At 56.5% G+C, this 15,995-nt stretch carries 10 protein-coding genes; 7 read left to right on the top strand and 3 right to left on the bottom strand.

The window, feature by feature from the left end:
• Window positions 1-26: 26 nt before the first annotated feature.
• From cydC to trxB, 3 genes are all read right to left on the bottom strand, one after another.
• Window positions 27-1,748, bottom strand: coding sequence for a heme ABC transporter ATP-binding protein/permease CydC (cydC, locus tag ACOT0L_RS10500; RefSeq protein WP_022647614.1), 1,722 nt, complete (start codon window positions 1,746-1,748; stop codon window positions 27-29).
• Entirely contained in the window at window positions 1,748-3,514 is a 1,767-nt protein-coding gene (gene cydD, locus ACOT0L_RS10495) for a heme ABC transporter permease/ATP-binding protein CydD (protein WP_032624541.1), read from the bottom strand. Before cydD ends, cydC begins: the two co-directional genes overlap by 1 nt.
• Window positions 3,515-3,628: 114 nt before the next feature.
• Window positions 3,629-4,597, bottom strand: a complete 969-nt coding sequence (gene trxB, locus ACOT0L_RS10490) for a thioredoxin-disulfide reductase (protein ID WP_022647616.1) — start codon at window positions 4,595-4,597, stop codon at window positions 3,629-3,631.
• A gap of 543 nt (window positions 4,598-5,140) precedes the next feature.
• On the opposite strand from trxB, the gene lrp reads away from it, so the two are divergent.
• From lrp to ACOT0L_RS10455, 7 genes are all read left to right on the top strand, one after another.
• Window positions 5,141-5,635, top strand: coding sequence for a leucine-responsive transcriptional regulator Lrp (lrp, locus tag ACOT0L_RS10485; protein WP_000228469.1), 495 nt, complete (start codon window positions 5,141-5,143; stop codon window positions 5,633-5,635).
• A 135-nt stretch (window positions 5,636-5,770) separates the two neighbouring features.
• Complete coding sequence (locus ACOT0L_RS10480) at window positions 5,771-9,454, top strand: DNA translocase FtsK 4TM domain-containing protein (RefSeq protein WP_421637258.1); 3,684 nt, start codon at window positions 5,771-5,773, stop codon at window positions 9,452-9,454.
• 127 nt (window positions 9,455-9,581) lie between these two features.
• Window positions 9,582-10,196 (top strand): outer membrane lipoprotein chaperone LolA, encoded by a 615-nt coding sequence (lolA, locus tag ACOT0L_RS10475; protein ID WP_022647618.1) that lies wholly within the window; start codon window positions 9,582-9,584, stop codon window positions 10,194-10,196.
• Between the two features lie 9 nt (window positions 10,197-10,205).
• Window positions 10,206-11,549: a replication-associated recombination protein RarA gene (rarA, locus tag ACOT0L_RS10470; protein ID WP_126503666.1), complete on the top strand. Its 1,344-nt coding sequence runs from the start codon at window positions 10,206-10,208 to the stop codon at window positions 11,547-11,549.
• A 92-nt stretch (window positions 11,550-11,641) separates the two neighbouring features.
• On the top strand, window positions 11,642-12,934 hold the full coding sequence (gene serS, locus ACOT0L_RS10465) for a serine--tRNA ligase (RefSeq protein ID WP_003858266.1): 1,293 nt from the start codon (window positions 11,642-11,644) through the stop codon (window positions 12,932-12,934).
• A gap of 211 nt (window positions 12,935-13,145) precedes the next feature.
• Window positions 13,146-15,590 (top strand): dimethylsulfoxide reductase subunit A, encoded by a 2,445-nt coding sequence (dmsA, locus tag ACOT0L_RS10460; protein WP_023299718.1) that lies wholly within the window; start codon window positions 13,146-13,148, stop codon window positions 15,588-15,590.
• A 10-nt stretch (window positions 15,591-15,600) separates the two neighbouring features.
• On the top strand, window positions 15,601-15,995 hold a 395-nt coding region (locus tag ACOT0L_RS10455), incomplete at its 3' end, for a 4Fe-4S dicluster domain-containing protein (protein ID WP_174951946.1).

The following is a 15,995-nucleotide window of genomic DNA, read 5'->3' as shown; positions in this document are numbered from 1 at the left end:
GCGAGAGAGGACGCTACAAATATAGTCTACAGGCGCTGTTTAAACTGGTAGTAGCGACCCTGTTTTGCCAGCAGCTCTGCGTGATTACCTTGCTCAATTATGTGTCCGTTGTCCATCACAATTATTCGATCGAAACTCACCAGCCCGCGCAGGCGGTGAGTGACCATCAGCACGGTTTTGCCTTTCATCACCTTTGTCAGTAAATCAAGAATTTGACTCTCGGTTGTCGCATCCAGACCTTCTGTCGGTTCATCCAGCAACATCAGCGGCGCATCGTGCAGCAAGGCGCGCGCGATGGCCAGACGACGCAGTTCGCCGCCGGAAAGCTGTCGGCCCCCTTCACCCAGCCAGCTGTTCAACCCGTCGTCCTCAAGCAGCTTGTACAGCCCAACCTGTTCCAGCATCGCCCGCAGCGTATCGTCAGAGGCGTCCGGTGCCGCCAGAAGAAGATTATCGCGCAGCGTAGCGCTGAACAGGTGCACACGCTGGGGCACGACGCTGACCGTTTTACGCAAGGCCGCTTCGCTAAAATCAGACAGCGGAAGGTCGTTAAACCGAATCTCGCCCTGCTGCGGGTCCCAGGCGCGCGTGAGGAGTTGCAGAAGCGTCGATTTGCCACATCCCGTACGGCCAAGGATCGCAATGCGCTGCCCGGCATCAACAGAAAGGCTGATATCTTCCAGCGCGTTTTGCGCCTGCTTGTCGTAGGCGAAGGTGACGTTGCTGAGCGTCAGCGCGACCTGCTCCGGCACAGCGGTTTGACCCGCGCTGAACTTCACTTCCGGCTCCTGCTCTGCAATATCCGTAATACGCAGCGCAGAGGCAATCACCTGGCCGAGATGCTGAAAGGCGCCGGTGACCGGGGCTAAGGCTTCGAAGGCTGCCAGGGCACAGAAAACAAACAGCGCAATCAGCGGGCCAGGCTGCGGGTTACCGCCCACGCCACCGGAGGCCATCCAGAGCATGGCGATAACGGCAAACCCACCGATTAACATCATCAGCGCCTGAGAAAACGCGGTCAGTTCAGACTGGCGACGCTGGGCTTCATGCCAGTTCAGTTCCGTATTTTCCATACGGGTGCGGTAGCGCTTGCTGGCACCAAAAATGGTGAGCTCGGCCTGACCCTGCAACCAGGAGGTGAGCTGCTGGCGGTATTCCCCGCGCAAACGCGTCAGGTTTTCCCCGGTGGTTTTACCTGCACGATAAAACAGGGGCGGCAGAATAATCAGCGTCATCAGCATGATGCCGCCGAGCGTCAGTGCGATGGGAACATCCAGGAAACTCAACCCCAGCGTGACCACGACAATCACCACAAACGCGCCCACCATGGGCGAGATGACGCGCAGATAGAGGTGATCCAGCGTATCCACATCCGCAACTACGCGGTTAAGTAATTCGCCCTGCCGAAAACGTGCCAGCCCGGCAGGGGAGAGGGGCAGCAATTTGCTGAACGTATAAATACGCAGGTGTTGCAGCACGCGGAAGGTCGCGTCGTGGCTGACCAGGCGTTCGAAGTAGCGCCCGGCAGTTCGCGTAATCGCCGTGCCGCGCACCCCGGCGGCAGGCAGCATGTAGTTAAAGCTGTATAGCCCGGCAAAGCCTGCGGCCGCAGACGCGGAGAGGAACCAGCCAGAAAGCGTAAGCAGGCCGATGCTGGCGAGCAGAGTGATAATCGCCAGTACGATCCCGAGCGTCAGCATCCATTTGTGGCGTTTATACAAAGCAAGATAGGGAAGCAGGGCGCGCATCAGATATCCTCCTGACGGTTCGCCAGCAGGGTCGCAAAGGGCCCCTGCGCGGCAACAAGCGCGGCGTAATCGCCTTGCTCAACAATGTGTCCGTTTTCCATCACCCAGATCTGATCCCAGTCGGCAATACCTTCCAGCTGGTGGGTCACCATCAGGGTAGTTTGCTGGCGTGAGGCTGCGTTAAGCGCATCCATCACGCGCTGCTCGCTGTGTGCATCCAGGCTGGCCGCGGGTTCGTCCAGCAGCATTAGCGAACAGGGGTTCAGCAGCGCACGGGCAACCGCGACGCGCTGTGCCTGGCCCACCGACAGCCCGGCAGACTGATCGCCAATGACCGTATCGACGCCCTGCGCAAGCAGCGGCAGAAACTCGCTGACCCAGGCGCGGTCGAGGACCGATTGCAGCTCATCGTCACGCGCATCCGGACGTGCCAGCAGCACATTCTCGCGCAGCGTCGGGGCAGGCAGCTGCGGGTTTTGACCCACCCAGCTCAACTGCTTACGCCAGGCATCAGGATCAAGCTCGCGCAGCTCCGTTTTGTTGATACGCAGCGATCCGGTGTAGGCCATAAAGCCTGATAGCGCATTCAGCAATGAGCTTTTACCTGAACCGCTGGTGCCCACCAGCACCACACGTTGCCCGGCGGGCAGGGTAAAGTTCAGCGGACCTGCCAGCACTTTGCCTTCAGGCGACAGAACAGAAAAATCCTGTGCTTCAATGGTCACCGGATCGTTCGTATTCAGCGTCACTTCACCACGCTCAGGATGCGCCAGCGGCGTTTCCATGAAGGTTTTCAGGCTGTCGGCAGCGCCAACCGCCTGCGCTTTAGCATGGTAAAAGGTGCCGAGATCGCGAAGCGGCTGGAAAAATTCCGGGGCCAGGATCAGCGCCAGGAACCCGGCGGAAAGCGTGACCGCCGTACCGTAGTGGCCAAAGTCCAGCGCGCCGAGGTAGGAGAAGCCAAAGTAAACCGCCACCAGCGCGATCGACAGGGAGGTAAAGAACTCGAGCACGCCGGAAGAAAGGAAGGCCATGCGCAACACTTCCATGGTGCGCTGACGAAAATCCTGCGACGCCAGGCGAATATTTTCGGTTTCCGCTTCACCACGACCAAAGATCCGCAGGGTTTCCATTCCGCGCAGACGGTCCAGGAAATGACCGCTCAACCGACCCAGCGCAAGGAAGTTGCGACGGTTGGCATCTGCCGCGCCCATGCCGACCATCGCCATAAACAGCGGGATGAGCGGGGCGGTTCCCATCAGGATCAGAGCCGCTACCCAGTTAACAGGGAAGATGGCGATAACAATCATCAGAGGCACAAACACTGCCAGCGCCATCTGTGGAAGATAACGCGCATAGTAATCGTGCATATCGTCGATTTGCTCAAGGATCAGCGTCGCCCAGCTACCGGCCGGTTTGCCCTGGATCCACGCAGGCCCGGCTTCCGAAAGCCGGTCGAGCACTTTGCGGCGGATCTCATAGCGGATGTGCTGGCCGGCATGGAACCCAACCCGTTCGCGCAGCCAGACCACCCACGCACGCAGGACGAAAACCAGCACCAGAACGATAAACGGCAGCAGCAGCGCTTCGCGCGGGATGCTCTCCATGATCATATGATTGAGAATGCGGGCCAGCAGCCATGCCTGGGCAACAATCAACAGACCGCTGATAAATCCCAGAACGCGGGAAATCATAAGCCAGCGGCGGGACAGAACGCTTTGCTGTTTCAGCCAGCGCGTTAACTCTTGTTGACGGGTTTTTTCCATTGCGTACTTTGCAGGTGACGTTATAAGAAATTAGACATCTGCATGTTACACGTGAGCAAAAATAAAGGCGACCAGTGGCCGCCTTTATTTACGTTTGTTACTGACTTGTAAAGATTATTTACCTTGTTCTGCCAGTCCGTCCAGATAGCGTTCTGCGTCCAGCGCGGCCATACAGCCGGTGCCCGCAGAGGTGATCGCCTGACGATAAATATGGTCCATCACGTCGCCAGCCGCGAAGACGCCTGGGATGCTGGTCTGCGTGGCATTGCCGTGAATGCCAGACTGCACTTTGATGTAGCCGTTCTCCAGCTCAAGTTGGCCTTCGAAAATGGCCGTGTTCGGGCTGTGACCGATTGCCACAAACAGGCCTGCCACCTCCAGCGTTTCGACGGTGTCGGTGTTCTGCGTATCACGAATTCGCAGACCCGCCACACCCATCTGATCGCCGGTCACTTCTTCCAGCGTACGGTTGGTATGCAGCACAATGTTGCCGCTCGCCACTTTATCCATCAGGCGTTTGATCAGGATCTTCTCGGCGCGGAAGGTGTCGCGACGGTGGATCAGGTGTACTTCTGAGGCGATGTTCGCCAGATACAACGCTTCTTCCACAGCGGTGTTGCCGCCGCCGATCACCGCAACTTTCTGGTTGCGATAGAAGAAACCGTCGCAGGTCGCGCAGGCTGATACGCCGCGCCCTTTGAATGCTTCTTCAGACGGCAGACCGAGATAACGGGCAGAGGCACCGGTAGCGATGATCAGCGCATCGCAGGTGTATTCACCGCTGTCGCCGGTCAGACGGAACGGACGGTTCTGCAAATCCACTTTATTAATGTGGTCGAACAGGATTTCGGTTTCGAATTTAGCAGCATGCTCGTGCATGCGCTCCATCAGCAGCGGCCCGGTCAGGTCGTTCGGGTCGCCCGGCCAGTTTTCCACTTCCGTGGTGGTGGTCAGCTGACCGCCTTTTTCCATCCCGGTAATCAGTACCGGTTGCAGGTTAGCGCGTGCAGCATAGACCGCTGCGGTATATCCCGCAGGTCCAGAACCAAGGATTAGCAGCTTACTGTGTTTGGTCGTGCCCATGAGATCCCCATTGTTGTTGGCAGGCAATGGGCTGGATTGTAGGGAATTTGTTGCCGTAAAAAAAGAGCACGACAGTTTTGCTTCCGATATATGCAATAGTCACGCCCTATGGATCAGACACGGTCATATCACGTCTGCTACTGAAAATCGCGCGTTTATAAGGCAATAAAATGATGATTAATACCCCCCCGTAATGAATATCCGGCATCTTGTACTAAAAATCGATGTTTTGCTTTGACAATCCCCTGCGCTTTTGCGAAAACATTCAAGGAAGAAAAAAAGACGCATGAACTGCATGCCGAATAGACATGCACGTAAATGCCATTTTTACCGGGTCAGTGAAATCTACGCATGGTGTGGACAGACGCCATACGTGATGTCTGTGACTGCTTTCGGGCAACGGTCTTCTTACCGCAGACCCCGAATCCACATCGCGTCTAATACATAACCAGGCGATGTGATGAATAACGGGTGCAGGCTCTGAACAGTGATGTGCACAGGGTCCAGGCAGGAGTAGGGAAGGAATACAGAGAGACAATAATAATGGTAGATAGCAAGAAGCGCCCTGGCAAAGATCTCGACCGTATCGATCGTAACATTCTTAATGAATTGCAAAAGGATGGGCGTATTTCCAACGTCGAGCTTTCAAAACGTGTGGGACTTTCCCCGACGCCGTGCCTTGAGCGTGTGCGTCGACTGGAAAGACAGGGTTTTATCCAGGGCTATACGGCTCTGCTAAACCCGCATTATCTGGATGCCTCACTTCTGGTATTTGTTGAGATTACTCTGAATCGTGGTGCGCCGGATGTGTTTGAGCAATTTAACGCCGCTGTACAAAAACTTGAAGAAATTCAAGAGTGTCATCTGGTTTCCGGTGATTTTGACTACCTGTTAAAAACCCGTGTGCCTGATATGTCCGCCTACCGTAAGCTGCTGGGTGAAACCCTGCTGCGTCTGCCAGGCGTGAACGACACCCGTACTTATGTGGTGATGGAAGAGGTCAAACAGAGCAATCGTCTGGTTATTAAGACGCGCTAACACGGAACAGGTGCAAAATCAGTGTAGTTTGATTACACTCCTGTTAATCCATACAGCAACAGTGCCGGGGATACCCGGCGCTGTTGTCCGTTTTAGCACACAGGCAGGACATGCCTGATACCTGGAGAGCCTTTCTTGAGCCAGGAATACACTGAAGACAAAGAAGTCACATTATCTAAGCTAAGCAGCGGACGTCGTCTCCTCGAGGCGTTACTGATTGTTATTGCCCTTTTTGCCGTCTGGCTGATGGCCGCCTTACTCAGTTTCAACCCCTCAGATCCCAGCTGGTCGCAAACCGCATGGCATGAGCCTATTCATAACTTAGGTGGCGTTCCCGGTGCCTGGCTTGCGGACACGCTCTTTTTCATTTTCGGAGTGATGGCTTATACCCTTCCCGTCATCATTATTGGCGGATGCTGGTTTGCCTGGCGTCATCGACAGAACGACGACTACATCGATTATTTTGCCGTTTCGCTGCGCCTGATTGGCGCCCTGGCGCTGATCCTCACCTCCTGTGGGCTGGCGGCGATCAACGCTGATGATATCTGGTACTTCGCCTCCGGCGGGGTGATCGGCAGTCTGTTGAGCTCCGCGCTGCAACCGATGCTTCATAGCAGCGGCGGCACGCTGGCGCTGCTCTGTATCTGGGCGGCGGGCCTGACGCTGTTTACCGGCTGGTCCTGGGTGAGCATTGCTGAGAAGATCGGCAGCTTTATTCTGACGCTGCTGACGTTCGCCAGCAACCGTACCCGTCGTGACGATACGTGGGTCGATGAAGACGAGTATGAAGATGAGTATGAAGAGGAAGACGAGGCGCCTGTACAGCGGCGTGAATCTCGCCGCGCGCGTATTCTGCGCGGTGCTCTGGCGCGCCGCCAGCGCGTCGCTGAAAAATTTGCTAACCCGTTAGGCCGTAAAACGGATGCCGCGCTGTTCTCCGGCAAACGTATGGATGAAGACGAGCAGATTGAGTATCGCGGTGCGGCCGTCGACCCTGATGACGTACTGTTCTCTGGCCATCGAGCCACGCCGGGAGAGTATGACGAATACGATCCGCTGCTGAATGGCCACTCCGTGACTGAACCGGTAGCCGCTGCTGCTGCCGCAACGACGGCTGCGCAGGCCCATGTTGCGCCTGTTGAAGCCGTGATGCCGTCCTCGCCTGTTCCGGCACCGGAGTCCGCGATCCAGCAACCGCAGGTAGACTGGCAGACTGCGCCAGGCGTCCATACGCCTGAACCGACCATTGCGCCTGAGCCTGAAAGTTATATTCCTGTGCAGCAGGAACAGTGGCAGCAACCGTATCAGCCGCCTGAGCCTGCCAGCGTGCCGCAACAACCGTATCAGGCTTATACGCCCGAACCCGCTGTACCTGAACAGCCATACGTTGCATCGGTGTCTGAACCCGAAGTGGTGGAGGAAGCGAAGCCATCCCGTCCGCCATTATACTATTTTGAAGAAGTGGAAGAGCGCCGCGCCCGTGAGCGCGAGCAGCTTGCCGCCTGGTATCAGCCCGTGCCCGAGCCGGTGCAGGAGCCTGTTGCAAAAGCGCCTTCGGTCAGCGTTCCACCTGTAGAACCTACGCCAGCCGTTGCGTCGGGTGCTGAAGCCGTGAAGCAGGCAACGGCAGCCGCTGCCGCGTCCGCTCCGCTATTCAGCCCGGCAGCCGACAGTGCCCCGCGTCCTCAGGTGAAAGAGGGCATTGGTCCACAGCTGCCGCGCCCTAACCGCGTGCGCGTACCGACTCGCCGGGAGCTGGCCTCTTATGGCATTAAACTGCCTTCCCAGCGTATGGCGGAAGAAAAAGCCCGTGAGTCCGACTACGAAGATGATGCCGACGAACTGCATCAGGATGAGCTGGCGCGTCAGTTTGCTGCCCAGCAGAATCAGCGTTACGGCGAAGAGTATCAGCATGACGTGCCTTCACAGCATCACGTGCCTTCACAGCAGGACGACGATGATGCGGCCGAAGCGGAGCTGGCGCGCCAGTTTGCAGCAACGCAGCAGCAGCGTTATTCCGGTGAGCAACCTTCGGGGGCAAACCCGTTCTCGCTGTCGGATTTCGAATTCTCACCAATGAAAGATCTGGTGGATGATGGCCCAAGCGAACCGCTGTTCACGCCGAGCGTAATGCCGGAAGCGGAGCCGGTGCGTCAGCCGCCTGCACCACAGGCTTATGTGCAGCCGCAACAGCCGGCGCCGCAGGCGTATGCGCAGCCGCAGACACCTTCTCAACCGCCTCAGCCACAGTTCCAGCAGCCAGCACCACAGCCGCAGGAGAGCCTGATTCACCCGCTGCTGATGCGTAACGGAGACAGCCGACCGCTGCAACGACCAAGTACGCCGCTGCCGTCGCTGGATCTGTTAACGCCACCGCCAGCGGAAGTCGAGCCGGTGGATACCTTTGCCCTTGAGCAGATGGCCCGTCTGGTGGAAGCGCGTCTGGCTGACTTCCGCATTAAAGCGGACGTGGTGAACTACTCACCGGGCCCGGTGATCACCCGTTTCGAACTGAACCTGGCACCGGGCGTAAAAGCGGCGCGTATTTCTAACCTCTCCCGCGACCTGGCGCGTTCTCTGTCCACCGTGGCGGTACGCGTGGTGGAAGTGATCCCAGGCAAGCCTTACGTTGGCCTTGAGCTGCCAAACAAGAAACGCCAGACCGTTTATCTGCGTGAAGTTCTGGATAACACCAAATTCCGCGACAACCCGTCCCCGCTGACCGTGGTGCTGGGTAAAGATATCGCCGGCGATCCGGTGGTTGTCGATCTCGCGAAGATGCCGCACCTGCTGGTTGCGGGTACTACCGGCTCCGGTAAATCGGTCGGGGTGAACGCCATGATCCTCAGTATGCTCTACAAAGCGCAGCCTGAAGACGTGCGTTTCATCATGATCGACCCAAAAATGCTCGAACTGTCCGTCTACGAAGGCATTCCGCATCTGTTAACGGAAGTGGTTACCGATATGAAGGACGCTGCCAACGCATTACGCTGGAGCGTCAATGAAATGGAGCGTCGCTACAAGCTGATGTCGGCGCTGGGCGTGCGTAACCTGGCCGGTTATAACGAGAAAATCGCCGAGGCGGCGCGTATGGGCCGTCCGATTCCGGACCCATACTGGAAGCCGGGTGACAGCATGGATGCCCAGCATCCGGTGCTGGAAAAACTGCCTTACATCGTGGTGCTGGTGGATGAATTTGCCGACCTGATGATGACCGTTGGCAAGAAAGTGGAAGAGCTGATTGCGCGTCTGGCACAGAAAGCGCGTGCGGCGGGCATCCACCTGGTACTGGCAACGCAGCGTCCGTCCGTGGATGTAATCACCGGTCTTATTAAGGCAAACATCCCGACCCGTATCGCGTTTACCGTGTCGAGTAAAATTGACTCCCGTACTATCCTTGACCAGGGCGGAGCAGAGTCGCTGCTGGGGATGGGTGATATGCTCTATTCCGGGCCGAACTCCACCTCGCCGGTGCGTGTTCACGGTGCGTTTGTTCGCGACCAGGAAGTGCACGCGGTTGTGCAGGACTGGAAAGCGCGCGGGCGACCGCAATATGTTGACGGCATCACCTCTGACAGCGAAAACGAAGGTGGCGGCGGTGGTTTTGACGGCGGCGAAGAGCTGGATCCGTTATTCGACCAGGCGGTTAATTTCGTCACCGAAAAACGCAAAGCGTCCATCTCCGGCGTGCAGCGCCAGTTCCGTATCGGTTACAACCGCGCGGCGCGTATCATTGAGCAGATGGAAGCCCAGGGCATCGTGAGCGAACAGGGGCACAACGGTAACCGTGAGGTGCTGGCGCCACCGCCTTTTGAGTAATCTTCAGCGATTGCAAAGAAGGGTAAATCAGCAAAAATTAAGCATATTCTTCTGTCGCCTGCCTTCGGGCAGGTACAGAATAGAAACGGAACCCCCATATCGGGAAGACGTATTTTAAGGAATAACAATGAAAAAAATCGCCATCGCCTGTGCATTACTCTCCAGTTTTGTTGCCAGCAGCGTCTGGGCTGATGCAGCCAGCGACCTTAAAAGCCGACTGGATAAAGTGAGCAGTTTCCACGCCAGCTTCACGCAAAAAGTGACTGACGGCAGCGGCAACGCGGTGCAGGAAGGCCAGGGAGATTTGTGGGTGAAACGCCCAAATCTGTTCAACTGGCACATGACCCAGCCGGATGAAAGCGTTCTGGTGTCTGACGGTAAAACCCTGTGGTTCTACAATCCGTTTGTTGAGCAGGCGACCGCCACCTGGCTCAAAGACGCGACCAGCAATACGCCGTTTATGCTCATTGCCCGTAACCAGTCCAGCGACTGGCAGCAGTACAACATCAAACAAAACGGTGATGAGTTCGTCCTTACGCCAAAAGGCAGCAACGGTAATCTGAAGCAGTTCACCATTAACGTGAGCAGCAACGGTACCATCAATCAGTTCGGCGCGGTTGAGCAGGACGATCAGCGCAGCAGCTATCAGTTGAAGTCTCAGCAAAACGGCGCCATTGATGCATCGAAATTCACCTTTACCCCGCCGCAGGGCGTAACGGTGGACGACCAACGCAATAAGTAAGAGGCATGAGTGAGCAACCTGTCGCTCGATTTTTCAGATAATGCGTTTCAACCTCTGGCCGCCCGTATGCGGCCAGAAAATTTAGCGCAGTACATCGGTCAGCAACATCTGCTGGCTGCGGGGAAACCCTTGCCGCGCGCTATTGAAGCGGGGCATCTGCACTCCATGATCCTCTGGGGGCCACCCGGCACCGGAAAAACCACGCTCGCTGAAGTGATCGCCCGCTATGCCAACGCGGACGTTGAGCGCATCTCGGCGGTCACGTCGGGGGTGAAAGAGATCCGCGAGGCGATCGAGCGGGCGCGACAAAACCGCAATGCCGGACGTCGCACCATTCTGTTTGTCGACGAAGTTCACCGCTTCAACAAGAGCCAGCAGGACGCCTTTCTGCCGCACATTGAAGACGGTACGATTTTCTTTATCGGCGCCACCACGGAAAACCCGTCGTTTGAACTGAACTCTGCGCTGCTCTCCCGGGCGCGCGTGTATCTGCTTAAATCGCTGACCACGGAAGATATCGAAAAAGTTCTGACGCAGGCGATGGAGGACAACGCGCGTGGTTACGGCGGACAGGATATCGTTCTGCCGGACGAGACGCGTCTTGCTATCGCCGAACTGGTTAACGGTGATGCCCGTCGTGCGTTGAACACGCTCGAAATGATGGCCGATATGGCCGAAGTGGACGATGCGGGCAAGCGCGTATTAAAGCCTGAACTGCTCACCGAAATTGCCGGTGAGCGCAGCGCGCGCTTCGATAATAAAGGCGATCGTTTTTACGACCTCATCTCTGCATTACACAAGTCCGTGCGCGGCAGCGCTCCGGATGCGGCGCTCTACTGGTATGCGCGTATCATCACCGCCGGTGGCGATCCGTTATATGTCGCGCGTCGCTGCCTGGCGATTGCGTCAGAAGATGTCGGTAATGCCGATCCACGCGCCATGCAGGTCGCTATTTCCGCCTGGGACTGCTTTACCCGCATCGGGCCTGCGGAGGGCGAGCGTGCCATTGCGCAGGCGATTGTGTATCTGGCTTGCGCACCGAAAAGTAACGCGGTGTATACCGCCTTCAAAGCGGCGATGTCGGATGCACGTGAACGTCCGGACTACGATGTGCCGGTTCATCTGCGCAATGCGCCTACCAAATTGATGAAAGAGATGGGTTACGGGCAGGAGTATCGCTACGCCCATGACGAACCCAACGCCTACGCCGCCGGCGAGGAGTATTTCCCGCAGGAGATGGCACTAACCCGCTATTATCACCCCACAAACAGAGGTCTTGAGGGTAAGATTGGCGAAAAGCTCGCCTGGCTTGCCGGACAGGATCAAAATAGCCCTATAAAACGCTACCGTTAGTTCAATCGTTGCGGTAATGTTGGCAATATATCTCTGTGGCCGCAGGCTGTGGTCACTTTTTCCTCTTTTAATTCGATAAGCACAGGATAAGCATGCTCGATCCCAATCTGCTGCGTAATGAGCCAGACGCAGTCGCTGAAAAACTGGCACGCCGGGGCTTTAAGCTGGATGTAGATAAGCTGCGCGCTCTTGAAGAGCGTCGTAAAGTTTTGCAGGTACAAACAGAAAATCTGCAGGCAGAGCGTAATTCTCGATCGAAATCCATTGGCCAGGCGAAAGCGCGCGGGGAAGATATTGAGCCATTACGCCTGGAAGTGAACAAACTGGGTGAAGAGCTGGATCAGGCGAAAGCTGAACTGGACGTTCTTCAGGCTGAAATTCGTGATATCGCTCTGGCGATCCCGAACATTCCTGACGACAGCGTCCCTGTCGGCAAAGACGAAAACGACAACGTTGAAGTGAAACGCTGGGGTACGCCTCGCGAGTTTGACTTCGAGGTGCGCGATCACGTGACGCTGGGCGAAATGCACGCGGGCCTGGACTTTGCGGCTGCGGTTAAGCTGACCGGTTCTCGCTTCGTGGTAATGAAAGGTCAGATTGCTCACCTGCACCGCGCGCTGGCGCAGTTTATGCTGGATCTGCACACCGAGCAGCATGGCTACAGCGAAACCTACGTTCCGTATCTGGTTAACCACGATACGCTGTACGGTACAGGCCAGCTGCCGAAATTTGCCGGCGATCTGTTCCATACCCGTCCGCTGGACGAAGAAGCTGACAGCAGCAACTACGCGCTGATCCCAACCGCGGAAGTGCCGCTGACCAACCTCGTGCGTGATGAGATCATCGACGAAGACGATCTGCCAATCAAACTGACTGCGCACTCTCCATGTTTCCGTTCTGAAGCCGGTTCTTACGGTCGTGATACGCGCGGTCTGATCCGTATGCACCAGTTCGATAAAGTTGAGATGGTGCAGATCGTTCGTCCGGAAGAGTCTATGGACGCGCTGGAAGAGATGACAGGTCACGCAGAGAAAGTGCTGGAGCTGCTGGGGCTGCCATACCGCCGTATGGCGCTGTGCACCGGTGACATGGGCTTCGGCGCCTGCAAAACCTTCGACCTCGAAGTCTGGGTGCCTGCGCAAAACACCTACCGTGAAATCTCCTCTTGCTCTAACGTCTGGGATTTCCAGGCGCGTCGTATGCAGGCGCGTTGCCGCAGCAAGTCCGACAAGAAGACCCGTCTGGTTCATACCCTGAACGGTTCTGGTCTGGCGGTTGGCCGTACGCTGGTTGCCGTGCTGGAGAACTACCAGCAGGCAGATGGTCGTATTGAGATCCCTGAGGTGCTGCGTCCTTACATGAAAGGCCAGCAGTTCATCGGCTAATATTTTGCTGCAAAACAAAAAAGCGCCTCAGGGCGCTTTTTTTATATCTTTGATTTGATACGACGCAATATTCCCTCCCTCTAAAGTAGTAATACTCCTCCGAACGAAAGTTAGCATAAAACACCTGTAACGAAGGAATTCGTTATATATAAAACTACATAGCGGTATGCGCCGCCTCTCTTTTCTTTGTGAGCAACCAAAGTGAGTCTTTATGAAAATCAAAGCGCCTGAAGCGTTAATGGCTGCCGAGGTCACTCGCCGTGGGTTGATGAAAACCACGGCAATAGGTGGTCTGGCGGTTGCCAGCAGCGCCTTTACGCTTCCTTTTACCCGTCTGGCGTCGGCGGCGGAGGCTCTGTCTCCCGCTTCAGCCCCGGAAAAAGTGGTGTGGAGTGCCTGTACCGTTAACTGTGGTAGCCGTTGTCCCCTGCGTATGCATGTTGTGGACGGTGAAATCAAATACGTTGAAACCGACAATACCGGCGATGATAACTACGAAGGGTTACACCAGGTTCGTGCCTGTCTGCGTGGCCGCTCAATGCGCCGTCGCGTTTATAACCCGGATCGTCTGAAATATCCGATGAAGCGTGTCGGTAAGCGTGGGGAAGGGAAGTTCGAGCGCATTAGCTGGGACGAAGCCTACGATATTATCGCGACCAACATGCAGCGCCTGATCAAAGAATACGGCAACGAATCCATCTACCTGAACTATGGCACCGGGACGCTGGGCGGCACCATGACCCGCTCCTGGCCGCCGGGTAAAACGCTGGTAGCGCGCCTGATGAACTGCTGCGGCGGCTATCTCAACCATTATGGCGACTACTCTTCCGCACAGATTGCCGCGGGCCTGAACTATACCTATGGCGGCTGGGCAGACGGTAACAGCCCGTCGGATATAGAAAACAGCAAGCTGGTGGTGTTGTTCGGCAACAACCCGGGCGAAACGCGTATGAGCGGCGGTGGGGTAACCTATTATCTTGAGCAGGCGCGCGCCAAATCCAACGCACGAATGATCATCGTCGATCCGCGCTACACCGATACCGGCGCGGGGCGAGAAGACGAGTGGATCCCTATCCGCCCTGGTACCGATGCGGCGCTGGTCAATGCGCTGGCGTATGTGATGATCACTGAAAACCTCGTCGATCAGCCGTTCCTTGATAAATACTGCGTCGGCTATGACGAGAAGACGCTGCCAGCCAGCGCACCGGCTAACGGGCATTACAAAGCGTATATACTTGGTCAGGGCAGCGACGGGGTAGCGAAAACCCCTGAGTGGGCATCCACCATCACCGGCATTCCAGTCGAACGTATTGTTCAGCTGGCCCGTGAAATTGGTTCAGCAAAGCCAGCCTATATCAGCCAGGGCTGGGGACCGCAGCGTCACGCGAACGGCGAAATTGCCACCCGCGCTATTTCTATGCTCTCGATTCTGACTGGCAACGTCGGCATTCACGGCGGTAATAGCGGGGCGCGTGAAGGCTCGTATGAAGTACCGTTTGAACGTATGCCAACGCTGGATAACCCGGTTCAGACCAGCATCTCCATGTTTATGTGGACGGACGCGATTGAGCGCGGCCCGGAAATGACCGCGCTACGCGACGGTGTTCGGGGCAAAGATAAGCTGGATGTGCCAATCAAAATGATCTGGAACTATGCCGGTAACTGCCTGATCAACCAGCACTCTGAAATCAACCGCACCCATGAAATTTTGCAGGACGACAAGAAGTGCGAAATGATTGTGGTGATCGACTGCCACATGACCTCATCGGCGAAGTATGCCGATATTCTGCTCCCAGACTGCACCGCCTCTGAGCAGATGGATTTCGCGCTGGACGCCTCCTGCGGCAACATGTCCTATGTGATCTTCACAGACCAGGCCATCAAACCGCGCTTCGAGTGCAAAACTATCTATGAGATGACGTCCGAGCTGGCGAAACGTCTTGGCGTTGAGCAGCAGTTCACAGAGGGGCGTACTCAGGAAGAGTGGATGCGCCATCTGCACGAGCTCTCACGCAAAGCCATTCCAGACCTGCCGGACTTCGATACCTTCCGCAAGCAGGGCATGTACAAGCAGCGCGATCCGGAAGGGCATCACGTGGCGTATAAAGCCTTCCGCGACGATCCGCAGGCCAATCCGCTGACCACGCCGTCGGGCAAAATCGAGATCTACTCCGAAGAGCTGGCAAAAATTGCCGCAACGTGGGAATTGCCGGAAGGGGACGTTATCGATCCGCTGCCGATCTATACGCCTGGCTTCGAAAACTACAACGATCCGCTGACGGAGAAATTCCCACTTCAGTTAACCGGTTTCCACTACAAAGCGCGTGTTCACTCCACCTACGGCAACGTTGACGTTCTGAAAGCGGCCTGCCGACAGGAGATGTGGATCAACCCGATGGATGCGAAAGCGCGCGGCATCAGTAATGGCGATCGCGTACGTATCTTCAACGGACGTGGCGAAGTGCATATCGAAGCTAAAGTGACTCCGCGCATGATGCCTGGCGTTGTCGCGCTGGGGGAAGGGGCCTGGTATAACCCGGATGCGAACCGTATCGATCAGGCGGGCTGCATCAACGTTCTCACTACGCAGCGTCCATCGCCGCTGGCGAAGGGCAACCCATCCCACACAAACCTCGTTCAGGTTGAAAAGGCGTAAGGAGTAACCGATGACAACCCAGTATGGATTTTTTATTGATTCCAGCCGCTGCACCGGGTGCAAAACCTGCGAGCTGGCCTGCAAGGATTATAAAGACCTGACCCCGGACGTCAGCTTCCGTCGTATTTATGAATACGCGGGCGGCGACTGGCAGGAGGATAACGGCGTCTGGCATCAGAACGTCTTCGCCTATTACCTGTCGATTGCCTGCAACCACTGCGAAGATCCGGCCTGCACCAAGGTCTGCCCGAGCGGGGCAATGCACAAGCGCGACGACGGTTTTGTGGTGGTGGACGAGGATGTCTGCATTGGCTGTCGCTACTGCCACATGGCCTGCCCGTACGGTGCGCCGCAGTATAACGCGGCTAAAGGCCACATGACCAAGTGCGACGGCTGCCACAGCCG

The sequence above is a fragment of the Enterobacter cloacae complex sp. XAL002 genome, assembly GCF_049236805.1.
GTDB classification, from domain to species: domain Bacteria; phylum Pseudomonadota; class Gammaproteobacteria; order Enterobacterales; family Enterobacteriaceae; genus Enterobacter; species Enterobacter intestinihominis.
This window is presented reverse-complemented; position numbering and strand designations above follow the sequence as displayed.

Coding starts and splice junctions, on each gene's coding strand:
- cydC (WP_022647614.1), bottom strand. CDS start 1,748: ATGCGCGCCCTGCTTCCCTATCTTGCTTTGTATAAACGCCACAAATGG.
- serS (WP_003858266.1), top strand. CDS start 11,642: ATGCTCGATCCCAATCTGCTGCGTAATGAGCCAGACGCAGTCGCTGAA.
- trxB (WP_022647616.1), bottom strand. CDS start 4,597: ATGGGCACGACCAAACACAGTAAGCTGCTAATCCTTGGTTCTGGACCT.
- dmsA (WP_023299718.1), top strand. CDS start 13,146: ATGAAAATCAAAGCGCCTGAAGCGTTAATGGCTGCCGAGGTCACTCGC.
- cydD (WP_032624541.1), bottom strand. CDS start 3,514: ATGGAAAAAACCCGTCAACAAGAGTTAACGCGCTGGCTGAAACAGCAA.
- lrp (WP_000228469.1), top strand. CDS start 5,141: ATGGTAGATAGCAAGAAGCGCCCTGGCAAAGATCTCGACCGTATCGAT.
- lolA (WP_022647618.1), top strand. CDS start 9,582: ATGAAAAAAATCGCCATCGCCTGTGCATTACTCTCCAGTTTTGTTGCC.